The sequence below is a fragment of the Paratractidigestivibacter sp. genome (assembly GCF_963660155.1).
In the GTDB taxonomy this organism is placed as follows: domain Bacteria; phylum Actinomycetota; class Coriobacteriia; order Coriobacteriales; family Atopobiaceae; genus Paratractidigestivibacter.
Genome location: NZ_CAVKWG010000040.1, coordinates 1 through 21,696 on the forward strand (window position 1 = coordinate 1; position 21,696 = coordinate 21,696).

The window sequence follows — 21,696 nt, forward strand, 5'->3', positions numbered from 1 at the left end:
AAAGGGGACAGTCCCCAAACCGCTGCAGAAAGGGGACAGTCCCCAAACCGCTGCGGTTTTGGGACGGACCTCTTCGCAGGATTTAGATGAGGGAGCGGCCCACGGCGGTGAGCTGGTATTTCTGACCCGTCTTCATGATGTAGCCCGCGGCGGCGAGGCTCGCGAGCTCGCGCGACCACGTGGGGCCCGAGAGGCCGTACTCGCGGATAAGGTCGGTCGGTCCCACGCTCTCGTGCTGCGCGAGGTAAGAGACGACCATCTGCCCGCGCTCCCCCACCTGCGGGCCCGCGGGCTGCGGGGCCTGCGGCTGCGGCGTTTGAGGCTGGTACGCCGGCTGTTGCCACGCCGGCTGCGGCTGGTAAGGCTGCTGGTATGGCTGCTGGCAATACGGCTGCTGGTACGCCGGTTGTTGATAAATCTGCTGGTAGCCGCCCTGCTGCTGGTACGCCGGCTGTTGCGGCCACGTCGCCTGAGGCGCCGTCGTCGCCGCTTGTGCCGCCGGCGCCGACCGCGAAACCCCTCGCGCCTGATCGCTCGGCCGCACCGAGATGGTCACCACGGTCCCGCCGGCGATGTTGTCCTCGATGGTGAGGCTCCCGCCCTTGTCCTCCATGTACTGTTGCGCGTATGGCAGCCCGCTGCCGACGCCGCGGATGTAGCGCCGCATCTCCTCGGTCGCCGACGACGTTCCGAACTCGAGCGCGAGGCCCTTCTCCCGGATGCCCGGCCCCCGGTCGCTGAAGCGGATCGTGTTGCCGCTGTCCAGGATGGTGATGGTGGGCGACTGAAAGTACGCGTGGATGAAGTTCTCCACGATTTCGCGGATGACCATGAACGGGATGCTTCCGCCCTGTTCGCGGGCCAGTTTGCTCACCGTCGCTGTGATCTCTTCGAGGTAGCTGCGGACGTCTTTGGGCTCGACCACGACGACCCGCGGCGCTGCTGCGGCGTCATCGTAGACGGCGATGCGCGCGGGCGCCGTGACCAGTGCCTCGGGATCGGCCTCGCCGCCCTCTCCCTCCTCGACCATGGGGTAAAAATCCCTCGCCATCAGACCGCCACCTCGATTCATCAACAGGTTTTCATCATTTGTAGAAAACATTTCTGTGCGGATTCGATGTGAACGAAAGTTTTCAACAATTGGTGAAAATCAGTCGATAACTCGTTATGAGCATGAATCCAAAGCTGGAAAATCATAGCACGCTACCGCACGTTTCAGGCCATCTGGAAGGTTTCATCCACCCTTGGAAGAAAAGTATCCGCCGCCTCTTGAGTCCCTCGTCGTACTTCTTTTGCGTAGATGTTTGACACTTTGAGCCTCTGACCTTTACAATCTTTGAGCTTATCGGCTCAAAAAGACGTTTACACCCAACCGGGAGGAATAGCTATGAAGCGTACGTATCAGCCCAACAAGCGCAAGCGCGCCAAGACCCACGGTTTCCGCGCACGCATGGCCACCAAGGGCGGCCGTAAGGTCCTCGCCCGTCGCCGCGCCAAGGGCCGCAAGAAGCTCACCGTCTAAATACAAAAGATGGAGACCATCAAATCCAAGCGCGATTTTGAGAAGGTCTTCTCTTGCGGGAAGAGGCTCAACGACCCCCTCCTGCGCATACGAATGGCTAAGCTCGACGAGGGCGACTCCGCAAGGGTCGCCTTCGTCGCGCCTAAGCGGCTTGGCAACGCCGTCTTTCGCAACCGCTGCAAGCGCGTCATGCGCGAAGCGGCCCGCGAGTGCGGATTCCCGCTCGACGGCTACGACGTGATTCTCTTCGCTACCAGGGACACTCACGACAGCTCCCCCGCGGACGTCGCCCGTTCCCTCAGAAGGCTCATTAAGAAAGCCGGCGTCTAGCGTGCGCGGCGCAAGAAAGCCCTCCTTGGCTTCTCGCGCTCTGCTCGCCGGCGTCGGCTTTTATCAAAAAAGAATCTCGCCGCTGTTCGGGGCCAGGTGTATCTACTACCCCACCTGTTCCGAGTACGCGCGTCAGGCCATAAGCAAGCACGGCGCCCTCAAGGGCACTTGGCTCGCTGTGCGCAGGATCTGCCGCTGCCACCCTCTTCACAACGGTGGGTACGACCCCGTTCCCTAGTTTGACCACGGAGGAATCATGTGGGATTGGTTTATTAACTTCCTTTATGCGGTGCTTCAGGGCATCCAGGGCTTCGTCGGCGACTGGGGCCTCTCGGTCATCTGCCTGACGATCGTCGTGCGACTCATCCTCATGCCGCTGCAGACCAAGTCGGTCAAGTCGACCGCCGGTATGCAGGTCATGCAGCCGCGCATCCAGGAGATCCAGGAGAAGTACGCCGATGATCCTCAGCGTCTCCAGGAAGAGACGATGAAGATTTACTCGGAGATGAACGTCAACCCGCTCATGGGCTGCCTGCCCATGCTGCTCCAGATGCCGATCTTCTTCGCGCTCTTTACCGTCATCAAGATGGTGCCCGAGGGCTCCTGCTTCTTTAGCATCCTGCCCTCCATCTCGGACTCCGTCTCCGGCGTCCTTGCCGCCTCCGGCTTCGTGCCCGCGCTGCCTTACATCATCATGGACGTGCTCTTCGGTGTCCTGACCTTCGTTCCGATGATGATGAACTCGCAGACCATGGACCCGAGCCAGCGCCAGCAGCAGATGATCATGGGCGCCGTCATGTCCATCATGATGCTCTGGTTCGGCTGGACCTGCCCCGCCGCCGTCCTTCTCTACTACGTGACCTCGTCTCTGTGGCAGGTCGTGCAGCAGCAGCTCGTGACCAAGAAGGTCATCGCGAAGGCCAAGGCCGACGCCGAGGAGCGCGCCAAGAACGCTCCTCTCGAGGTGAACGTCACTCGCCGCGAGAAGAAGCCTCGTCAGCACAAGAAGAGCTAGTTGTTTGCTGGTAAATTTTACGTATTGGTTTAACTAATTATCTTTATGGAGGTTGGCATGGAAGAGGAGGTTCTCACGGGTTCCGCTGAGCCCGCAGTGGACTCCGCCCTCGGCGCTGACGCCACCGATGAGTATGCTTCTATCCGCGAGCACTTCGAGGGTGGTCTTGCGCTCTCCGATGAGGAGACCGATAAGGTTGCCGACCTTGCCGTCGCGTATCTTCGCGAGCTTCTCTCCTTCTTTGGAGAGACTTCTTGCTCGATTGATGAGTACGACGGTGATAATGGCGACCTGATTTTGGACGTCAACGGCGGCGACCTTGCTGTTCTTATTGGCCGTCACGGTCGTACGCTCGATGCCCTGCAGATGGTTCTCACGTCCCTGATGAGTAGTAAGCTCAAGTTCTACTACCCCATTACCGTGGACATCGAGAGCTATAAGAGCCGTCGTAAGTCCAAGGTTCAGAGGCTTGCCCGCTCCGCTGCCCAACGTGCCAAGAAGCAGGGTCGTGTGGCTCTGTCCCCGATGAATGCCTATGAGCGTCGTCTTGTGCACCTGGCCCTGATGGATGACCTTGAGGTCTCCACTTACTCTGAGGGTGAGGATCCGAACCGCCGAGTTGTTATTACCGCGGTCCGGTAGAGTCTTTTAGAAGGTACTATTTAAGGGAGGAAGCTTGGCTTCCTCCCTTTCTTTTTTGCAAAAAACTATCCGTCACTTATTTATGTCAGGAGTCGTTGATGGAAGATGCTGACCGTCTAGAGCATGTCTCTCAGTTAATTGAGGAGCTCCAGTCAATTGGTATTGAGTGCTCGGAAGACCAAGCTAAGGCTATGGTTCGTCATCTGGAATTGGTGACCGAGAAAAATAAGATGATTAACCTTACCAGAATCGTGGCTCTGAGAGACGCTGTGACGCTTCATCTCGTCGACTCCCTAGTCCCACTGCGGACGAAGGGGTTCGGGCCCTCAGAAGGGCTTAGATTCGTTGATATTGGAACAGGTGCCGGATTCCCTGGAATTCCGCTTGCTATTATGACTGGAATGGAAGGTCTGTTCATCGATTCAGTTGGCAAGAAGGTCAATGCTGTTAATGAGTTTATCAATGATCTTGGATTGAGTAATTGCAAGGCAATGCATATTCGTGCTGAGGAATTGGCTATAGAGCAATCTGAATCTTTTGATCTTGTGGTTGCGCGTGCAGTTGCTCAGTCAAATGTGCTCGTTGAGTATGCGTCTCCGTTACTCAAGAAGAGTGGCTACTTGATTCTTGAGAAAGCGAATATAGAGACTCTTGAGCTTCAGAATTTGAATTACGCATCTCGGATCTGTGGTCTGACGCGTGTTTCACGTGAAACATGTGAGTTGCCACGTGAGATGGGTCATCGTGAGGTATTGATTTACCAAAAAACTGCGAAGCCAAAGATTAAGTTGCCGAGAAACAATGGAATGGCAAAACATCATCCGCTAATTCCATAAATTTATAAGTAAACCTAAAACGCCCTTTGTTTCACGTGAAACAAAGGGCGTTTAAATATCTTTAAATTGCGAGTGTTTTCAAATTGCAAGTAAAACAGTCTAAATTCCAATGTTTCACGTGAAACTATGCTCTATAGTAATGTCAATCCAAGGCAGTTTTACAGCTCAAAGGAGGAATTTTGGGTTTTAGAGACGTAAAACGAGGGTTTTCCGACAGAGAAACTCGTGTACTTGCCTGTATTAATCAAAAAGGTGGAGTCGGTAAGTCGACTACCGTAATCAATCTATCTGCAAGCCTTTCTGAGCTAAAAAAGAAGGTTTTGATCGTTGATTTCGACCCCCAAGGGAACGCTTCTTCTGGTTTTGGCATTGAAAAAGAAGAATTAGAGCACGATATTTATGATTCCGTGCTTCACGAATACCCAATTGAGGACATTATTCAAGACACTGTATGCAAATCAGTATTTGTTGCTCCAGCGACAATTCAACTTGCTGGTGCTGAAATTGAGCTGGTGTCCAAAATGTCACGCGAGCAGTGCCTAAAAAAAGCATTGACGCCGATTAAGGATGAATTCGACTACATAATCATTGATTGCCCGCCTTCTCTTGGGCTTTTGACGATTAACGCATTGTGTGCGGCTGATTCACTGCTGATCCCAATTCAGTGCGAGTACTACGCGCTTGAGGGCGTTACCAAGATTCTTGAGTCCATGAAAATGGTCCAGAAGAGCATTAACCCTGAACTTGAGGTGTTTGGCGTCGTTTTAACGATGTTTGACACACGTACTTCCCTTTCAAAGCAGGTTGAGGATGAGGTACGTGCTTTCTTTGGTACTAAATGCTTTAAAACGACCATCCCCCGTAACGTTAAGATTGCCGAAGCTCCAAGTTATGGCCAGCCTATCAGCGTCTATGCACGAGTTAGTAAGGGCGCTCTTGCTTACGGTAGACTGGCAAAAGAGGTGACGAGGCGTGGCTAAGAAAGCACTCGGTAAAGGCCTCGGCTCTTTGATGGGGACTGCGGAGGCTGAGACTGCTGCGATGGAGCCAGATTCCACGCTTCCTATTTCTCAGATTGTCCCAAACAAGGACCAACCAAGAAAGATCTTCAAAGACGATGAGCTTGCAGAGCTTTCCGACTCGATTAAGCAAAACGGCATTCTTCAGCCGCTTCTTGTTCGTAAGAAAAACGGCAAGTATGAGATTGTTGCTGGTGAGCGCCGTTTTCAGGCAGCTAAACTCGCTGGTCTCAAAGAAGTCCCAGTTATTATCAAGGATATCAGTGACGAGGAAGTCTTTAAACTTGCCCTCATTGAGAACCTCCAGCGTTCGGATCTGAGTCCTTTGGAAGAAGCTCGCGGCTACAAGCAGCTAATCAAAGAGAAGGGATGTACTCAGGAGGAGGTAGCGAAGCTTCTATCAAAGTCACGCTCTGCGATTACCAATACCATGAGGCTTCTTGACCTTCCTGAAGAAGTTCAGTCATTGGTTGAGGATGGCAAGCTTACCGCTGGCCATGCGCGTGCGATCTTGGCCGTGCCTTCTGAGGAAGGGCGCATCAAGCTTGGTCAGAAGGTCGCTGACGAGCGTTTGTCGGTGCGTCAGACAGAAACCCTCGCCCCACTATTTTCTGTCAGTGAGGACCTTTCTGTGAGGCGTAAGCAGCCCACGCCGCAGTCCTTTAAGCGCGCCGCCCGGCAGCTCCGCCTTGCTCTCGACACGCAAGTTAAGGTAAAGAACATCCGGGGTAAGAACAAGCTCGAGATTGAGTTTGCTGACGACGAGGAGCTCGCGCGTTTGGTTTCCCTGCTCTCCGGCAAGGAGAGTGACTTTTAGGATGAAGTTCAAAACCGCCCTTGTTGGCTCCGTTTTGGTAGCGGCTGTGGGTTATGTGTTCTATGAGCACTTCCTTTCGGATGAGGCTAAATCGCAAATAGAAAAGCTAGCGCACTCGGTAACTGAAGGATATTCAAGGATTTCTGAAGTGATCGAGTCCATCAATGGGCAACTGATTGAGGACACTAGTTCGCTTCCGAACGTCCAAGCGACCCAACAGCAGTGGCAAAACCTCGGTTACTAACAAAATCCGGGAGGCTCTTCGATAGAGTCGCCCGGATTCTTAAAGTATTTATGAACCAGTGGAGAGGCCTGCAATTTGGGGACAGTCCCCTTTTTGCACACGAGTCTTTATTTCGAGTGATTCGCCTGGATGGTTCGGCGTTGTGCTCTCGCTTTAATGCGTGTGCAAAAAGAGGACTGTCCCCAAATCGCAGGCCGCAGGAAAAAGCTATGACAGACGCTGCTTGAGCTGGCCGCAGGCCGCGTCGATGTCGGCACCTCGGGAGTTGCGGATTGTGGCCTCGACGCCTACACGAGCCAACGCGTTCAGGAAATCCTCGGCCTTTCGCTGCGTGGAAGGCTTGAGCTTGGAGCCCGGGACCTCGTTCAGTTGGATCAGGTTCACGTGGGCCAGTGTGTCGCGACAGAAGTCGCAGAGGGCATCCATCTCGTCGCGGGTGTCGTTGACGCCGCCGATAAGGGCGTACTCGTAGGTCGGTCGACGGCCGGTGCGGTCGACGTACTCGCCCATAACGGTGTACAGGTTGAGCAGAGAGTACTTCTTTACACCGGGCATCAGGATGTTGCGGGTCTTCTGGACAGCGGAGTGAAGCGACACGGCCAGCGTGAACTGCTCGGGCTCGTGCGAGAACCTGCGGATCATCGGGATGACGCCGCAGGTGGACACGGTGAGGTGACGCGCGCCGATGCCGCCCTGCTCAGGGTCGTTCAGCTTGCGCAGCGCCGCCAACGTGTTGTCGTAGTTCATGAACGGCTCGCCCTGGCCCATGAAGACCACGCTGGTCACGCGGGTGTTGAAGTCGTCGCGCACGTGCATGACCTGGTCGTAGATCTCGGATGCAGTGAGCGAGCGGGTAAAACCGGCGCCGCCAGTGGCGCAGAAGGCGCAGCCCATGGCGCAGCCCGCCTGCGAGCTCACGCACACCGCAAGCTTCTTGCCCGAGGGCATGCCGACGCACTCGACCGTCGCGCCGTCGGGGAGGCGCAGCAGGTACTTGCGACTGCCGTCCTCGGAAACCTGGCGAGCGACCTCCTCGACGCCGCCGAGCGTCAGCTTGCCGGCAAGCTCGGTTCGCAAAGATTTGGGCAGGTTGGTCATGTCGTCGAACGAACTGGCGTTCTTGTTCCAAATCCAGTCCTCGACTTGTTTGACACGAAACGCCGGCTGGCCGAGTTCCTCCATAAGCTTAATGAGCTCGCCCTTTGAAAGCGACTTGAGGTCGCGCATTGCGCCGGTATTGGTGTTGTTCTCGGTATCCATGCCTCTCCCGTCTCCGAGTTGTCCCTGCAGTGGAGTATCCTCTCAACAGGAAATGAACCTCTGTGCCAGACGAAGTATAGATGCAGTGCAGGGGAGGTCTGGCTAAGGAGCAGCATGAACACAGAAGAACTCAAGGGCCTTAAGGTCGTGGTTTTGGCCGGTGGTTGGTCGGAGGAGCGCGAGGTTTCGCTCAACTCGGGCACCGCATGCCGGCAGGCGCTTCTCGATTACGGCTTTGAAAAGGTGAATCTTATCGACATCGCCGAGCCGCAGTTCATCGAGAAGCTCTCTCGCGGCGGCTACGACGTGGCGTTTCCGGCCCTTCATGGCCGCTTCGGCGAGGACGGCTGCATCCAGGGCCTGCTCGAGGTCATGCACCTGCCCTACACCTTCTCCGGCGTCTTGGCCCACGCCGCTGCCATGGAGAAAGAGGTAGCGAAGGTCCTTTATGCCAAGGCCGGTCTGCGCACGCCCAAGGGTTATGACTTCCCGGCGGGCACTCAGCTCACGGAGCAGCAGGTAGACACTATTATCGACGACCTCGGCCTGCCCATCTTCGTTAAGCCGTCCGGTAATGGAAGCAGCTTCGGTATCACGCGCGTGACCGAGCGCGCCCAGCTCCGTGCCGCCGTGGACCTCGCCGGCGAGGGAGGGGAGCGTGTCCTCGTAGAGGAGTGCATCGAGGGCACCGAGATCACCGTGCCCGTTCTCGGCAACGACGAGACCCAGGCGCTGCCCATCGTCGAGATTGTGACCGGCGCGGACTTTTATGACTCGCAGGTCAAGTATGAGCCCTCTGAGCTGCACCACGTCATCCCCGCGCGCCTTCCGGCCACGGTGTACCAGAAGGCACAGGCCGCCGCGCAGGTTGCGCACAAGGTGCTCGGGTGCGCCGGTTGCTCGCGCAGCGACTTCATCGTCACGTCCGACGGCGAGCCGGTCATCCTCGAGACGAACACCATCCCCGGCATGACGGCTGCGAGCCTCTTGCCGGATTCCGCGCGCCACGGCGGCATCGAGTTCCCGGAGCTCTGCGCCCGCTTCGTCGAGCTCGCCATGGAAAAATAACCTGCAAATAGGGGACAGTCCCCTTTCTGCAGCGGTTTGGGGACAGTCCCCAAAGTGCAGCGGTTTGGGGACTGTCCCCTTATTGCAGGTCAACGGGAGGGGTAGAGATGTCCCAAGACATGCAGCACGAGGCCGCGGCCGCGAGCCTCGAGGAACTTATCATGCCGGGAACCCCCGCGTCCGTTAAGGCGGCCTACCGCAGCTTGGCTGAGCGCGCCAAGACCGCGCGGTTCGGCCTGCTCGAGGACGACCTCGTGGTTCTCGACACCGAGACCACGGGCCTCTCGTTCAGGGATTGCGAGCTCATCGAGGTAAGCGCCGCCCGCATCCAGGGCCGAAAGATCGTGGAGCGCTTCGAGACCTACGTGGACCCCGGCCGCCCCATCCCGCCCGAGATCCAGAAGCTCACGGGCATCTCGCAAATTGACGTCGCGGGCGCCCCGAGCCCTCGCGAGGCCGTGGCGATGCTTGCAGACTTCGTGGGTGGCGTCCCCGTGCTCGCGCACAACGCGACCTTCGACCGCACTTTCGTGGAGGCGGTGCCCGGCGGCGCGAACGTGTCGGATACCTGGGTGGACACCCTTGCCCTTTCCCGCATCGCGCTGCCGCGCCTGACGAGCCACCGCCTGGCCGACATGGCCTCGGCCTTCGGTTGCGCCGCGGTGACCCACAACGCGTCCGACGACGTCGACGCCCTCTGCGGCATGTGGCGTATCATCCTCTGCGCGCTCTCCGACCTGCCCTGTGGCCTCATGGGTTTCTTGGCCGACATGCACCCCGAGATCGATTGGGCGTTCAGGCCCGTGCTCTCGCAGCTTGCGCTCGCCGACGAGGGGGTGCGCTTCTCGCTGCCGGCGGTCCGCGCGCGCCTCGTTGAGGCGGAGTGCGGCCACGTCCGCATGGATGCACAGGAGCTCGACGGATCGCCCATGTGTCCCACGCCCGAGGAAGTGACGGCTGAACTGCGGGAAGGCGGCGTCGCGTCGCGGATGTACGAGCGCCTGGAGCGCCGCCCGGAGCAAGAGGAGATGGCCCGCGAGGTCACGCGCGCCCTTAAGGAGTCGACGCACCGTGCCATCGAGGCGGGCACGGGCGTGGGCAAGTCGCTCGCGTATCTCTTGCCGATGGCGCTCTATGCGCAGCGCAACAACGTGACCGTCGGCGTGGCCACAAAGACGAACGCGCTGACCGACCAGCTTGTCTCGCACGAGCTGCCGGCGCTCTCCGCCGCGTTGCCCGAGGGCCTCGAGTTCCATAGCCTCAAGGGTTACGACCATTATCCCTGTCTGCACCGTATGGACCGCGCCGTTCGCGAGGATTTGCCTATCGCCGCAGGTAAGAAGGACGGCCGCTCCGACAACGCCGTGGGGGCCGACATGCTCACCGCGCTCGCCGTGTGCTACTCCTTCGCGTGCCAGTCGCCCGACGGCGACCTGGACGCGCTGGGCATCCGCTGGCGCTACGTGCCACGCTCGATGCTCACCACCACGTCGGGGGAGTGCCTGAAGTCGCGCTGCCCGTATTATCCGCACCTCTGCCTGTTGCACGGCGCCCGCAAGCGCGCTGCCTGCGGCGATGTGGTCGTGACGAACCACTCGCTTCTGCTGCGCAACGTGGACGCCGACGGCAACATCCTGCCGCCGATCCGCCACTGGGTCGTCGACGAGGCCCATGCCTTCGAGTCCGAGGCGCGCCGCCAGTGGGCGGTTGAGGTCTCCGGTGAGGAGGCGCGCGTCGCGTTCGAGCTGCTCGGAGGCATGAAGACGGGTGTGATCCGCAACCTCGTGGCGCAGGCGGCCAAGCTGGACAACTCCACGCTGGTCACGGGGCTTCTTGCCAAGGCGTCGGCGACCATCGCGCGGGCGACCATGGCCACGGCCGACCTCTTCGACGTGACCCATGGCCTTGTCGGCATGGCCCGCGGCGGCGAGGGCGGCTACGACCTCGTCACGCTGTGGATCGACGACGCCGTGCGCGCCACCGACGAGTGGGCGGCCGTTGTGGAGGCGGGCGAGCATGCCGCCGACGTGCTGGCCGCTGCGGCCAAGGAGCTCAAGGAGGCCGCCGACGCCCTGCGCGAGACGGATGCCCGCGCGGCGTCCGACCTGGGCGAGTCCACGCGCTTCTTGACGGAGCTCCTTGCCGGCGTGCGCCTCATCTGCGTGGAGCCCGACCCTGCCTACGTGTACTCCGCTCAGCTCAGCCGCTCGCGCAAGCGTATGAACATGGAGAAACTCTGCGCCGAGAAGCTCGACATAGGCGCCGACCTGGCCGAGCGTTGGCTGCCCGAGATGGAGAGCGTCGTCTTTACCTCGGCGACCATCGCGGTGGGGGAGAGCTTCGAGCACTTCGACGCCGCCATCGGCCTTGACCGCGTGGGCGGCAATATGCACCGTGACCTACGGCTCGATTCCAGCTTCGACTTCGACCGTAACATGAGCATCGTCGTGGCCAAGGACATGCCCGCGCCCAACGAGCGCGGCTACATCGACGCGCTGGTGGATCTGCTCTACGACGTCCACGTGTCGATGGGCGGCTCGGTGCTCACGCTCTTTACCAACCGCCGCGACATGGAGCGCGTGCACGAAGCGCTGGCGCCGCGTCTGGCGGAGGCAGGCCTCGAGCTCGCGCAGCAGGGGAGAGGTGCGTCTGCCCGCCGCCTGCGCGACCAGTTCGTCGCCGACAAGAGCCTGTCGCTCCTCGCGCTCAAGTCGTTCTGGGAGGGTTTTGACGCCGCGGGCGACACGCTGCGCTGCGTCGTGATCCCCAAGCTACCCTTCGCGAGTCCCAATGACCCGCTGGTCAAGGAGCGCGAGGCCCGCGATCAGCGCGCGTGGTGGAAGTACTCGCTGCCCGAGGCCGTCATCAGCGTGAAGCAGGCGGCCGGGCGACTCATTCGCACGTCGACCGACACGGGCGTGCTCGTGCTCGCCGACTCGCGCCTGGTGACCAAGCGCTACGGGCGGCAGTTCATAGCCTCTCTTCCCAGCAAGAGCGTGCAGCAGATGAATCGCGCCGGCATCGGTCGCTTCATCAAGATGTGGCGCGCCTCTCGCAAGTAGCAGCACCCTGCAAGTCTGTCCCCAAACCGCTGCAGAAAGGGGACTGTCCCCAAACCGCTGCAGAAAGGGGACTGTCCCCAAACCGCTGGTGACCGTCTCCAATTGCGGGCGGATGTGCAGCGCGTATGAAAACGTGCAGCTCGCGTATACTAAAGGCTTGTATGGAAGGGAGAGACGCGTGTCCAATACCGCAGATAAGCCGCTTGTCGGCATCATCATGGGTTCCAAGTCCGATATGCCGGTCATGGAGGCCTGCACCGCCCAGCTCGACGAGCTGGGCGTCCCCTATGAGCTGGTCATCGCCAGCGCGCACCGCAACCCGGCGAAGGTCCACGAGTGGGCCGAGTCTGCGGCCGACCGCGGCATCAAGGTGATTATCGCCGCCGCCGGTAAGGCCGCTCACCTGGGCGGCGTTGTTGCCGCCTATACGCCGCTGCCCATCATCGGCGTGCCGATGAAGACCTCCGACCTCGGCGGCATGGACTCTCTTCTTTCCATGGTTCAGATGCCATCCGGCGTGCCCGTGGCCTGTGTTGCCATCAACGGCGCTAAGAACGCGGCTATCTACGCCGCGCAAATCCTCGGCGCAACGATGCCCGAGTACCGCGACGTCATCGTGGATTTCAAGCGTCAGATGGCCGAGGCGTAATCCATGGCCAAGCATTTTAAAGAAACCGATGCCGACCAGAGCGCCGCGACCGCGCATATCGCCGCTTCGTCCCCCGTCCGCTCGACGAGTGACAGCGACGAGTCTTACAACGCGCCCGCCGGCAACCGCCACGCTTCCACCAACACCCAGGCCGTCGGATATCGCTCCGTCATCTCCAAATCCGGCGACGACCGCGGAGGCAAGGAGAACCGCCGACGCGTCCGCATCATCTCGACCATCCTGCTCGTCGTCGGCATCGGCCTTCTGTTGGCCGCGGGCGGCATGTGGCTGTACAACCAGTATCAGTACAAGCAGCAGGACACCATCAACGAGAAGCTCGCCACCTACGCCAAGGTCGACGATGCCGGCAGCTCTGCGCCCGTCGTTGATTGGGATGCCCTCAAGGCTGTGAACCCCGACGTCGTCGGGTGGATCCAAATCCCCGGCACGGTGGTCAACTACCCCGTCTACCAGGGCTCCGATAATGACGAATACCTGCGTACCAATGCCGAGGGCAACTATTCCGTCGGCGGCCAGATATTCCTCGACGCCGAGAACACCAAGCCCGGCATGCTCGACCAGCAGACCATCATCTATGGCCACCACCTCTATAACGGCTCGATGTTCAAGACCGTGGCCGACATGGAGAACCAGGGCATGTTCGACTCGGTGAACACCATCTGGTACGTGACCGAGGACGCCACCTACGAGCTGCAGCCGGTCCTTACGTACAAGACCGACGAGAACGACGAGAACATCCGCATCTTCTCCTTCAACTCCACCGAGGAGTACCAGAGCTACCTGAGCGGCCTGGAGGCCAAGGCCTGCGCCAAGGCTTCCAACGCCTCGGAACTCTTGGCCAACAACACCAAAGTGCTCAGCCTGTGCACTTGCAGCTACACGGACAACGAGTACGGCCGCGTGATCTTGGTCTGCGTGCCCAAGTAGCGCATACAGAGGTTTTATTCGGGCGTCGCTGCTGCGGCGCCCGATTCAATTGGCGGGCCCTTTCCATAGAGAGGAAGAGACTTCGTGTCAGAGAAGCTCGATTACCTGAATGCAGCACGGCTCGTAAGCCCTGACGAGCGAAACGAGGACGACGACAAGCTCCATGAGGAGTGCGGCGTCTTCGGCATCTGGGCACCCAGTCACGATGTCGCGCGCATGACGTACTTCGCGCTGCATTCGCTGCAGCATCGCGGCCAGGATTCTTCCGGCATCGCCGTCGGCGACGGCAAGACGGTCCTCGTGCGCAAGGATCTCGGCCTGGTTACGCAGGTCTTTTCCGACGCCGATTTGGCCGCCATGCCCGGCAAGGTCGCCTGCGGCCACTGCCGCTACGGCACGGCCGGCGCCAAGGGCTGGGAGTCCGCGCAGCCGCACCTCTCGATGATCAACGACGTGATCATCGCACTTGCCCACAACGGCACGCTGGTCAACTTCGACTCGCTGCGCCACGAGCTCATCGAGATGGGCATCCCCTTCCGTTCCAACACCGACTCCGAGGTGGCGGCCAAGCTCATAGGCTTCTTTACGCAGCGTGGTCACAGCCTGCGCACGGGCATCGCGCACACCATGCGCATGCTCGAGGGCGGCTACGCGATGGTCCTCGTGCGTGACAACGCCATGTACGCGTTTCGCGACCCGCACGGCATCCGCCCGCTCGTGCTGGGCAAGCTGCCCGCCGATGCCGGCTGGGTCGTGGCGTCGGAGACCTGCGCGCTCGACACCGTGGGCGCGGAGTATGTCCGCGAGGTTAACCCCGGCGAGATCATCCGCGTCTCTGACGACGGCATTTCTTCCCAGTCGGGTTGTGCGCCGTGCAGCCTGAACAACTGCATCTTCGAGCACGTGTACTTCTCGCGCCCCGATTCCGTTAAGGACGGCAAGTCCATCTACCAGGTGCGCCACGACATGGGATGCGCGCTTGCCCGCGAGACGGGCGTCGAGGCAGACCTCGTCATCGGCGTGCCCGACTCGGGGTGCCCGGCGGCCGAGGGCTTTGCCAAGGAGTCCGGCATTCCGTACGGCACGGGGCTTATCAAGAACCGCTACATCGCCCGCACGTTCATCGCCCCCACGCAGGAGCTGCGCGAGCGCGGCGTGCGCCTCAAGCTCAACGCGCTTTCCGACGTCGTGCGCGGAAAACGCCTGGTCATGGTGGACGACTCCATCGTGCGCGGCACCACCTCGAGCCAGATCGTGCAGCTGCTGCGCGACGCCGGCGCCACTGAGGTACATGTGCGCAGCGCAAGCCCCATGGTCAAGTGGCCGTGTTTCTACGGCATCGATACCGCCGACCAGGACCAGCTCATCGCCGCGAACATGACGCTCGAGCAGATTCGCGAGCACATCGGCGCCGACTCGGTCGGATTCCTCTCCATCGAGGGCCTGATGGAGTGCGTGCCGCGCGTGGGCTACTGCAAGGCCTGCTTCGACGGCAACTACCCGGTCGAGATCCCCAAGTCGTTCTACGAGGAGAAATTCCTCCCCGGTTACGAGCCCAACAACATGAACTCTGCGAGTGACCTCTCCAAGATGCACCCCGAAGAGGTCCTGAACATGGTTGATAAGGAGAATTAGCATGTCCGACTCCCAGAACAAACACGTTACGTATGCCGACGCCGGCGTGGACACTGCCGAGGGCGCCCGCGCCGTCGACGCCATCAAGGCCGCCGTCAAGGAGACGAACCGACCCGAGGTCATCGGCGGGCTCGGCGGCTTTGGCAGCTGCTTTTCCATGGGCGGATTCAAGGAGATGGAGGACCCGGTGCTGGTCTCCGGTACCGACGGCGTGGGCACCAAGCTCGCCATCGCGCAGCTGCTCGACCGCCACGACACCGTGGGCGAGGACCTCGTGGCCATGTGCGTGGACGACGTGGTGCCTATCGGCGCCGAGCCGCTCTTCTTCCTGGATTACGTGGCCATCGGCAAGTTGCGCGCCGAGCACGTGGCCCAGATCGTCAAGGGCATCGCCGAGGGCTGCAAGAAATCCGGGTGCGCCCTTGTCGGCGGCGAGATGGCCGAGCACCCCGGCGTCATGAACCCGGACGACTACGACCTGGCCGGCTTTGTGGTGGGCGTCGTCGACCGTCCCAAGATGATCGGCCCCGAGAAGGTCAAGGTGGGCGACGTCATTCTCGGCCTGCCCAGCTCCGGCATCCACTCCAACGGCTACTCGCTGGTGCGCAAGGTGGCCATCGAGGGCAAGAGCGTCGAGGAGCTGAACGAGCCGCTGGCAGAGCTTGGTGGCGAGTCGCTGGCCGACGCCGTGCTGCGCCCGACGACCATTTACGCCGGCGGACTCGTGGCCGCGCTCAAGGCCGGGGCGCCGATCCACGCGATGGCGCACATCACCGGCGGCGGCATCACCGAGAACCTCAACCGCGCGCTGCCGGCCGACGTTGACGCCGTGGTGTATCGCGGCGGCGAGGACGGCCCCGCGTGGCCGATGCCGCCCGTGATTTCTTACATGGTCAAGGCCGCGGGGCTCACGCCGGACGAGGCCTACCGCACCTTCAACATGGGCGTGGGAATGAGCATCATCTGCGACCCCGCTGACCAGGCCGCGGTTGAGGAGGCGCTGCGCGAGCAGGGCTTCGAGCCGTTCGTCATGGGCGAGTGCGTGGCCGGTTCCGGCGAGGTGATCTACCGATGAGCCACTGGAGCTGCGAGGGCGGCGTCTGCCGCATGGTCGAGGACGACGAGGAGCTGGTTGGCGAGGGCGAGGGCAGCGCGGACGACGCGGCTGCTTCCGAGCCGCTGAAGATCGGCGTGTTGATTTCCGGCTCCGGCACGAACCTGCAGGCGCTTATCGACCGCATCGCGGACGGGTCGCTGAACGCCCAGATCACGCTGGTGGTCTCCAGCCGCCCCGGCGTCAAGGGCATCGAGCGTGCTGAGGCCGCGGGCTTGCAAACGCTGGTCATGGAGAAGTCCGAGTACGCCGACGATGCCGAGGCCGCAGACGAAAAGATCGCTGCGGCGCTGAAGGAGGCCGGCTGCGAGTACGTGATCATGGCGGGCTACATGCGCATGGTTCGCCGCCCGCTGCTCGAGGCGTTCGAGAATCGAATCGTCAACCTGCACCCGGCGCTTCTTCCCAGCTTCAAGGGTGCGCACGCCATCCAGGACGCCTACGACTACGGCGTGAAGGTCACGGGCGTGACGGTGCACTTCGCCGACGACAAGTACGACTGCGGCCCCATCATCGCCCAGCGCGCGCTGACGGTGGAGGAGGGCTGGACGGTCGAGGAGCTCGAGGAGCACATCCACGCCGTTGAGCACGAGCTCTACCCCGAGGTCGTGTCCCTTCTCGCCGCCCGCCGCGTCCACATCACCCCCACCAACACCGTCACCATCGCCTAACAAAAGGGGACAGTCCCCTTTCTGCAGCGGTTTGGGGACAGTCCCCAAACCGCTGCACTTTTGGGACACACTTTCCGACGAACCGTGTACTCAATCTCCCGTTGTGCATCAATTCGCCACATAGGCGCGCGTTATTTACCCCGCTCGTCATCTCAAACAGACCGCTTACCGACAGATTTTGCAACCAGGGATTGCTCAACGGCGATTACCTGCGGTGCAGATATCTGTAAGAATTCCGGAAGACACCGCAAATTGCTTTGGTGATAGGCTTCCTGCACTCCGAAATGAGGGAGGTAAGATGCCAAGACAAGCACGAGTTATTGCAGAATCGGGCTTTTATCACTTGATCTTGAAAGGCAACGGCTCATGGGTCCTCTTTGAGGACAGTGTTGACATGAAGCGGTTTGTTCAACAGCTCAAGAAGTCGTTCGATCGATATGAGACGCAGTTGATTGCATGGTGTTTGATGAGCAATCACGTGCATCTCATTATTTGCGAGCGAGAGGGCCTCCTTGCGCAGGCAATGCAATCGTTGATGACGGCGTATGCACATCACCTCAACGAGCGGCAAGGTAGGTCCGGTCATGTGTTTGAGGACAGGTATTGGAGGGTCCCTATAGAGGATGACGGCCAGCTCCTCGAGGCAGTTCGTTATGTGCACAACAATCCAGAGAAAGCGGGAATCTGCGATGCGAAGGATTACTACTGGAGTAGTTACGGCGAGTATGCCGGGATGCGTAACGCCATAAAGGCAGCGGACACGACCATGATTCTTGAGATGCTGGGCGGTTCTCGACAATTCATGGAGTTTTGTTCGCTGAGATTCGCCGATACGTATTCGCCTTACAAGGGGCATCGAATTCCCGATGATGAGGCTGTTGGATTGGCAACTGCCGCACTAGGTGGACGCAACCCCAGATCAATTGGGGAGGGCGAAGCCTCCGAGCGCGTGAGGGATATACGCGCGTTGGCTGACGTTGGTTTGAATAAAACGCAGATAACTAGATGTACCGGTCTCGGGCGTTGGACCATCATGAAGGCGCTCGGCGAGGGGTAGTGTGTCCCGAAACCGCTGCAGAAAGGGGACTGTCCCCAAACCGCTGCAGAAAGGGGACTGTCCCCAAATGGTGGGGGGCGGGGTTAGACGCGGCGGATCTCGTGGATGCCGGCTTCTAGGAGGACCTGGACGTCCTCGTCGGTGGCGCCCTGGTCGGTAATCAGCAGGTTGACCTGCGAGAGGTCGGCGTACGAGAAGCCCGCGCTGATGCCGAGCTTGCGCGAGTCGGCGAGCAGCACCATGCGGTCGCTGCGCCCGACCATGAGCGAGTTGACGATGGCCTCCTGCTGCGTCGTCGACGTAATGCCCGCGGTTAGGCTGATGCCGGCGCAGCCGACGAAGCAGGTCGACGCCGCCACGCTGCGGATATTTGCCAGCGCGAACTCGCCGGAGAGCACACCGCGCGGTGGTCGCACCTCGCCGCCGGTCACGAGCACCATGCCGCCCTCGGGCGCCTCGAGCTCCTGCCCGTGCAGGCTGTTCGTCACGATGGTCACGCCGTAGGCGGCCACGTGCTTTGCCACCATCAGCGCCGTGGACGACGTGTTGATAAACAGCAGTTCATGGTCGCTCACCATCTCGGCCGCTGCCCGCGCAATAGCGTCCTTGGTCCTCTCGAACGGCGACATAACCGTCATCTGCTCGAGCGACATCGCGTTCTCGGCGAGAAGCGCCTCGCCGTAGCGGCGCGTCGCCAACCCGCGCGCCTCCAGCTCGTCCAGGTCGCGGCGGACGGTCAGGGTCGAGATGCCGAGTCGCTCAGAGAGCTCGGCCACGCTCACGCGACCCTTCTCACGAAGGATGGTCAGGATGGTTTGCCTGCGCTGCTCGACGAAGCCGCGACCCTTTTTATCAGCCATTTCTTTCCCCCAGACAAATTGCGTGGAGTTAATTTAGCACGACTAGCGCGCCAAAAACGAACGAATTGAACGTTCTTCTAATTGTTTACGCTTCAAACATAGCATTAACGAACGATTCGAACAATTGTAAATGCCGTTCACGTCTGTTAATCTACCGCTCGCCGTCATTTAGCGTAAATAGAATGCTCACTCTGAACGTTTGCGCTATAACTAAGGCATCAAAGCGTTCGCATCGTTCCTTTTGTTTCACAAGGCAAACATCAATGCGACGCACACAACGACAAGCGTCAAAGGAAAGGAGAGGTTCCGGATGCTTCTTAAGGAAATCGTCGAGAAGAAGCGCTACGCCTTCTGCGAGGGCGAGATGGATTGGCGCGAGGCCCTTCGCCAGTGCTGCAAGCCGCTGGAGGCCGAGGGTCTCGTCGAGCCCGTCTACGCCGAGGTCATCATCGAGAACGTCGAGAAGAACGGCCCCTACATCGTCCTCGTCCCCGGCGTGGCCATGCCCCACACCACCGAGAACGCCCAGGGCTGCAACGGCACCGGCATCGGCTTCATGCGCAGCTCCGAGTCCGTCCACTTCGATGAGGAGAACCCGACGCCGGACACCGACGCCCAGATCTTCTTCACCCTCTGCTCCACCAACCAGGACGAGCACTTCAAGAACATGCAGCGCCTGATGGCCGTCCTCACCAACGAGGAGGCCGTCGAGAAGCTCAAGAGCGCCACCACGGCCGAGGAGCTGCTCGAGATCGACGCCATGGTCGGCGACGAGTAAGCGCCAGACCAGCACCGCACCACCAGCACCACAGCAATCCGCCGCAGGTAGACGCGCGAACCAGCGGCTAAGCACACTCGGTGCGACCGGCGTCTGGCACACACCGCCGCGAGCACCAAAGGTAAGGGCGGGGACGGAGAGGTTCCCCGCCAAGGAAAGAAAGGACCAACATGGACATCCTGTTGGGCGTCTGGCAATGGATCGTTAACAACATCCTGACCCAGCCTGCGTACTTCATCGGCCTGATCGTTGTTCTCGGTTATGCCCTGATGAAGAAGCCCTGGTACGACATCCTTGCCGGCTTCATCAAGGCCGTCATCGGCTACCAGATTCTGCTCGTCGGCTCCTCGGGCCTGACCTCCGCGTTCCGCCCGGTTCTCGTCGGCCTGCAGACCCGCTTCAACATGAACGCCTGCGTCATCGACCCCTACTTCGGTCAGAACGCCGTCCAGGCCGCCATGGAGGACACCAGCTCCGCCGCGCTTGAGTTCATCTCCGGCAAGTCCTTCTCGCTCGTCATGTTCCTGCTGCTCTTCGCCTTCATCCTGAACATCGCCCTCGTCGCGTTCCAGAAGTTCACGAAGTGCCGCGCCATCTTCACCACCGGTCACGTCCAGGTTCAGCAGTCCGCCCTCGCGTTCTTCCTGATCCTCTTCGCGTTCCCCGCCCTCAAGAACCAGGACTGGGTCGTTCTGATCATCATGACCGTCCTGCTCGGCCTTTACTGGGCCGTCGGCTCCAACCTCTGCATCCGTCCGACCCAGGAGCTCACCGACGGCGCCGGCCTCACCATCGCTCACCAGCAGATGTACGGCGTCTACCTGGCTTCCAAGGCCGCTGAGTGGATCAACAAGCACTCCAAGAAGGAGTCCAAGAACGTTGACGACATCCAGCTCCCCGGCTTCCTGAAGATCTTCAACGAGAACCTCGTCGCCACCGCCATCCTGATGACCGCCTTCTTCGGCACCATCCTTGCCATCCTCGGCCGCGACTTCCTCGTCGAGAACGAGTTCATGAAGGAGAGCCAGGACTTCTTTATGTACATCCTGACGACCTCCTTCGAGTTCGCCGTGTACCTGAGCATCCTGCAGCTCGGCGTCCGCACCTTCGTTACCGAGCTCACCAACTCCTTCACCGGCATTTCCTCCAAGCTCCTCAAGGGCTCCGTGCCCGGCGTCGACTGCGCCGTCACCTTCGGCTTCGGTGCTCCTAACGCCGTGACCATCGGCTTCCTCTTCGGCGCCCTCGGCCAGTTCCTGTCCATCGGCATCCTGCTGCTCATGGGCTCCCCGGTCGTCATCATGGCCGGCTTCGTGCCCCTGTTCTTCGACAACGCCGTCATCGGCGTCTACGCCAACGACAAGGGCGGCCTGCGCGCTTGCTGCATCCTGCCGTTCATCTCCGGCGTCATCCAGGTCTTCGGCTCCGCCTTCATCGCTGGCATGACCGGCCTCGCCGCCTACGGTGGCTACATGGGCATGTGGGACTGGGCTGCCGTCTGGCCGATTATGACCGTCCTCATGAAGTACCTCGGCTACATCGGCCTTGGCATCTGCGTCGTGGCTCTCATCGCCATCCCGCAGATCCAGTACCGCAAGCACAAGGAGACCTACTTCCTCGAGGTCGAGGATTGGCAGAAGTGCAAGGAGATGCGCGCCAACGGCATCAAGTAAGACTCGCCGCCTAGCACACCTCGTCGCCTAGCCAAGGCCCCAGCGCTTGGGCCAAAGCACCAAGATTTACCAGCTCTACAAGGGCGGTCGGTCCGCCGGCCGCCCTTCTTGCAAACAAATAACCAGGCATGGGGCCTGGCAAAATGACCCGGGCAACCGGGAGAAAAAGGAGAGACAAATGAACGCTAAGATCCTCGTCGCTTGCGCCAACGGTGCCGGTACCTCCCTCATGATGAAGATGACCTGCGAGCGCGTCACCAAGAAGCTCGGCATGGGCGTCCAGGAGATCCACCACTGCGCTCTTTCCGAGGGCGTTTCCGTGGCCCGTCAGTACGACATCGTCTTCTCGCCCCTCAACTTCGTGAACATGTACGACTCCGCCAAGGCCGCCGGCGTCAACGTCATCGGCCTGCGCAACGTCCTCTCCGACGCCGAGATGGAGCAGCACCTCGTCGAGACCGGCGCTGTCGAGAAGTTCAAGGCCTAAGGCCCGAAC

At 60.4% G+C, this 21,696-nt stretch carries 23 protein-coding genes; 20 read left to right on the forward strand and 3 right to left on the reverse strand.

Annotation, left to right across the window (positions count from 1 at the left end; translation table 11 throughout):
• Positions 1-82 precede the first annotated feature (82 nt).
• Positions 83-1,051: an ATP-binding protein gene (locus tag U5709_RS07395; RefSeq protein ID WP_321973110.1), complete on the reverse strand. Its 969-nt coding sequence runs from the start codon at positions 1,049-1,051 to the stop codon at positions 83-85.
• A gap of 336 nt (positions 1,052-1,387) precedes the next feature.
• On the opposite strand from U5709_RS07395, the gene rpmH reads away from it, so the two are divergent.
• The 9 genes from rpmH to U5709_RS07440 all read left to right on the forward strand — a co-directional run bounded on the left by rpmH (position 1,388) and on the right by U5709_RS07440 (position 6,425).
• Positions 1,388-1,522: a 50S ribosomal protein L34 gene (gene rpmH / locus U5709_RS07400; RefSeq protein WP_321971360.1), complete on the forward strand. Its 135-nt coding sequence runs from the start codon at positions 1,388-1,390 to the stop codon at positions 1,520-1,522.
• Positions 1,523-1,531: 9 nt separating this feature from the next.
• Complete coding sequence (rnpA, locus tag U5709_RS07405; protein ID WP_321971361.1) at positions 1,532-1,852, forward strand: ribonuclease P protein component; 321 nt, start codon at positions 1,532-1,534, stop codon at positions 1,850-1,852.
• Position 1,853: 1 nt separating this feature from the next.
• Complete coding sequence (yidD, locus tag U5709_RS07410; protein ID WP_415913454.1) at positions 1,854-2,090, forward strand: membrane protein insertion efficiency factor YidD; 237 nt, start codon at positions 1,854-1,856, stop codon at positions 2,088-2,090.
• Between the two features lie 18 nt (positions 2,091-2,108).
• Positions 2,109-2,867, forward strand: a complete 759-nt coding sequence (locus tag U5709_RS07415) for a YidC/Oxa1 family membrane protein insertase (RefSeq protein ID WP_321971363.1) — start codon at positions 2,109-2,111, stop codon at positions 2,865-2,867.
• Positions 2,868-2,924: 57 nt separating this feature from the next.
• On the forward strand, positions 2,925-3,509 hold the full coding sequence (locus U5709_RS07420) for a protein jag (protein ID WP_321973111.1): 585 nt from the start codon (positions 2,925-2,927) through the stop codon (positions 3,507-3,509).
• A 98-nt stretch (positions 3,510-3,607) separates the two neighbouring features.
• Complete coding sequence (gene rsmG / locus U5709_RS07425) at positions 3,608-4,345, forward strand: 16S rRNA (guanine(527)-N(7))-methyltransferase RsmG (protein WP_321973112.1); 738 nt, start codon at positions 3,608-3,610, stop codon at positions 4,343-4,345.
• 179 nt (positions 4,346-4,524) lie between these two features.
• A complete protein-coding gene (locus U5709_RS07430) occupies positions 4,525-5,325 on the forward strand; it encodes an AAA family ATPase (RefSeq protein WP_321973113.1) in 801 nt (266 codons plus the stop codon).
• Positions 5,318-6,181 carry a ParB/RepB/Spo0J family partition protein gene (locus U5709_RS07435; RefSeq protein WP_321971452.1) on the forward strand — a complete coding sequence of 288 codons (864 nt, stop codon included), beginning with the start codon at positions 5,318-5,320 and terminating at the stop codon, positions 6,179-6,181. The genes U5709_RS07430 and U5709_RS07435 overlap by 8 nt, the downstream gene beginning before the upstream one ends.
• A 1-nt stretch (position 6,182) precedes the next feature.
• Complete coding sequence (locus U5709_RS07440) at positions 6,183-6,425, forward strand: hypothetical protein (RefSeq protein WP_321971451.1); 243 nt, start codon at positions 6,183-6,185, stop codon at positions 6,423-6,425.
• Between the two features lie 207 nt (positions 6,426-6,632).
• Here U5709_RS07440 and rlmN read toward each other — a convergent pair whose 3' ends face one another.
• Complete coding sequence (gene rlmN / locus U5709_RS07445; protein ID WP_321973114.1) at positions 6,633-7,685, reverse strand: 23S rRNA (adenine(2503)-C(2))-methyltransferase RlmN; 1,053 nt, start codon at positions 7,683-7,685, stop codon at positions 6,633-6,635.
• Between the two features lie 114 nt (positions 7,686-7,799).
• Between rlmN and U5709_RS07450 the strand changes: the two genes are divergently transcribed.
• The 8 genes from U5709_RS07450 (at position 7,800) to U5709_RS07485 (ending at position 17,889) form a co-directional block, all read left to right on the forward strand.
• Complete coding sequence (locus U5709_RS07450) at positions 7,800-8,753, forward strand: D-alanine--D-alanine ligase (RefSeq protein ID WP_321971449.1); 954 nt, start codon at positions 7,800-7,802, stop codon at positions 8,751-8,753.
• A 107-nt stretch (positions 8,754-8,860) separates the two neighbouring features.
• Positions 8,861-11,815 (forward strand): helicase C-terminal domain-containing protein, encoded by a 2,955-nt coding sequence (locus U5709_RS07455; RefSeq protein ID WP_321973115.1) that lies wholly within the window; start codon positions 8,861-8,863, stop codon positions 11,813-11,815.
• 217 nt (positions 11,816-12,032) lie between these two features.
• Complete coding sequence (gene purE / locus U5709_RS07460; protein WP_321970659.1) at positions 12,033-12,464, forward strand: 5-(carboxyamino)imidazole ribonucleotide mutase; 432 nt, start codon at positions 12,033-12,035, stop codon at positions 12,462-12,464.
• Between the two features lie 3 nt (positions 12,465-12,467).
• On the forward strand, positions 12,468-13,412 hold the full coding sequence (gene srtB, locus U5709_RS07465) for a class B sortase (RefSeq protein ID WP_321973116.1): 945 nt from the start codon (positions 12,468-12,470) through the stop codon (positions 13,410-13,412).
• A gap of 105 nt (positions 13,413-13,517) precedes the next feature.
• Positions 13,518-15,047 (forward strand): amidophosphoribosyltransferase, encoded by a 1,530-nt coding sequence (purF, locus tag U5709_RS07470; protein WP_321970658.1) that lies wholly within the window; start codon positions 13,518-13,520, stop codon positions 15,045-15,047.
• 1 nt (position 15,048) lies between these two features.
• Positions 15,049-16,122, forward strand: coding sequence for a phosphoribosylformylglycinamidine cyclo-ligase (gene purM / locus U5709_RS07475; protein ID WP_321970656.1), 1,074 nt, complete (start codon positions 15,049-15,051; stop codon positions 16,120-16,122).
• On the forward strand, positions 16,119-16,832 hold the full coding sequence (purN, locus tag U5709_RS07480) for a phosphoribosylglycinamide formyltransferase (protein ID WP_321973117.1): 714 nt from the start codon (positions 16,119-16,121) through the stop codon (positions 16,830-16,832). Before purM ends, purN begins: the two co-directional genes overlap by 4 nt.
• A 298-nt stretch (positions 16,833-17,130) precedes the next feature.
• Positions 17,131-17,889, forward strand: a complete 759-nt coding sequence (locus U5709_RS07485) for a transposase (RefSeq protein WP_321970654.1) — start codon at positions 17,131-17,133, stop codon at positions 17,887-17,889.
• Positions 17,890-17,972: 83 nt separating this feature from the next.
• Here U5709_RS07485 and U5709_RS07490 read toward each other — a convergent pair whose 3' ends face one another.
• Positions 17,973-18,749: a DeoR/GlpR family DNA-binding transcription regulator gene (locus U5709_RS07490; RefSeq protein WP_321973118.1), complete on the reverse strand. Its 777-nt coding sequence runs from the start codon at positions 18,747-18,749 to the stop codon at positions 17,973-17,975.
• Between the two features lie 310 nt (positions 18,750-19,059).
• Here U5709_RS07490 and U5709_RS07495 point away from each other — a divergent pair, with 310 nt between their 5' ends.
• The 3 genes from U5709_RS07495 to U5709_RS07505 all read left to right on the forward strand — a co-directional run bounded on the left by U5709_RS07495 (position 19,060) and on the right by U5709_RS07505 (position 21,687).
• Positions 19,060-19,527 (forward strand): PTS sugar transporter subunit IIA, encoded by a 468-nt coding sequence (locus tag U5709_RS07495; protein WP_321973119.1) that lies wholly within the window; start codon positions 19,060-19,062, stop codon positions 19,525-19,527.
• A gap of 170 nt (positions 19,528-19,697) precedes the next feature.
• On the forward strand, positions 19,698-21,200 hold the full coding sequence (locus U5709_RS07500) for a PTS ascorbate transporter subunit IIC (protein ID WP_321972180.1): 1,503 nt from the start codon (positions 19,698-19,700) through the stop codon (positions 21,198-21,200).
• Positions 21,201-21,378: 178 nt separating this feature from the next.
• A complete protein-coding gene (locus U5709_RS07505; RefSeq protein WP_321972181.1) occupies positions 21,379-21,687 on the forward strand; it encodes a PTS sugar transporter subunit IIB in 309 nt (102 codons plus the stop codon).
• Positions 21,688-21,696: the final 9 nt, after the last annotated feature.

Bases quoted from the DNA above. Each gene is read 5' to 3' on its own strand.
- U5709_RS07395 (WP_321973110.1), bottom strand. From the start codon at position 1,051: ATGGCGAGGGATTTTTACCCCATGGTCGAGGAGGGAGAGGGCGGCGAG.
- rpmH (WP_321971360.1), top strand. From the start codon at position 1,388: ATGAAGCGTACGTATCAGCCCAACAAGCGCAAGCGCGCCAAGACCCAC.
- rnpA (WP_321971361.1), top strand. From the start codon at position 1,532: ATGGAGACCATCAAATCCAAGCGCGATTTTGAGAAGGTCTTCTCTTGC.
- U5709_RS07415 (WP_321971363.1), top strand. From the start codon at position 2,109: ATGTGGGATTGGTTTATTAACTTCCTTTATGCGGTGCTTCAGGGCATC.
- U5709_RS07420 (WP_321973111.1), top strand. From the start codon at position 2,925: ATGGAAGAGGAGGTTCTCACGGGTTCCGCTGAGCCCGCAGTGGACTCC.
- rsmG (WP_321973112.1), top strand. From the start codon at position 3,608: ATGGAAGATGCTGACCGTCTAGAGCATGTCTCTCAGTTAATTGAGGAG.
- U5709_RS07440 (WP_321971451.1), top strand. From the start codon at position 6,183: ATGAAGTTCAAAACCGCCCTTGTTGGCTCCGTTTTGGTAGCGGCTGTG.
- rlmN (WP_321973114.1), bottom strand. From the start codon at position 7,685: ATGGATACCGAGAACAACACCAATACCGGCGCAATGCGCGACCTCAAG.
- U5709_RS07450 (WP_321971449.1), top strand. From the start codon at position 7,800: ATGAACACAGAAGAACTCAAGGGCCTTAAGGTCGTGGTTTTGGCCGGT.
- U5709_RS07455 (WP_321973115.1), top strand. From the start codon at position 8,861: ATGTCCCAAGACATGCAGCACGAGGCCGCGGCCGCGAGCCTCGAGGAA.
- purE (WP_321970659.1), top strand. From the start codon at position 12,033: ATGGGTTCCAAGTCCGATATGCCGGTCATGGAGGCCTGCACCGCCCAG.
- srtB (WP_321973116.1), top strand. From the start codon at position 12,468: ATGGCCAAGCATTTTAAAGAAACCGATGCCGACCAGAGCGCCGCGACC.
- purM (WP_321970656.1), top strand. From the start codon at position 15,049: ATGTCCGACTCCCAGAACAAACACGTTACGTATGCCGACGCCGGCGTG.
- purN (WP_321973117.1), top strand. From the start codon at position 16,119: ATGAGCCACTGGAGCTGCGAGGGCGGCGTCTGCCGCATGGTCGAGGAC.
- U5709_RS07485 (WP_321970654.1), top strand. From the start codon at position 17,131: ATGCCAAGACAAGCACGAGTTATTGCAGAATCGGGCTTTTATCACTTG.
- U5709_RS07490 (WP_321973118.1), bottom strand. From the start codon at position 18,749: ATGGCTGATAAAAAGGGTCGCGGCTTCGTCGAGCAGCGCAGGCAAACC.
- U5709_RS07495 (WP_321973119.1), top strand. From the start codon at position 19,060: ATGCTTCTTAAGGAAATCGTCGAGAAGAAGCGCTACGCCTTCTGCGAG.
- U5709_RS07500 (WP_321972180.1), top strand. From the start codon at position 19,698: ATGGACATCCTGTTGGGCGTCTGGCAATGGATCGTTAACAACATCCTG.
- U5709_RS07505 (WP_321972181.1), top strand. From the start codon at position 21,379: ATGAACGCTAAGATCCTCGTCGCTTGCGCCAACGGTGCCGGTACCTCC.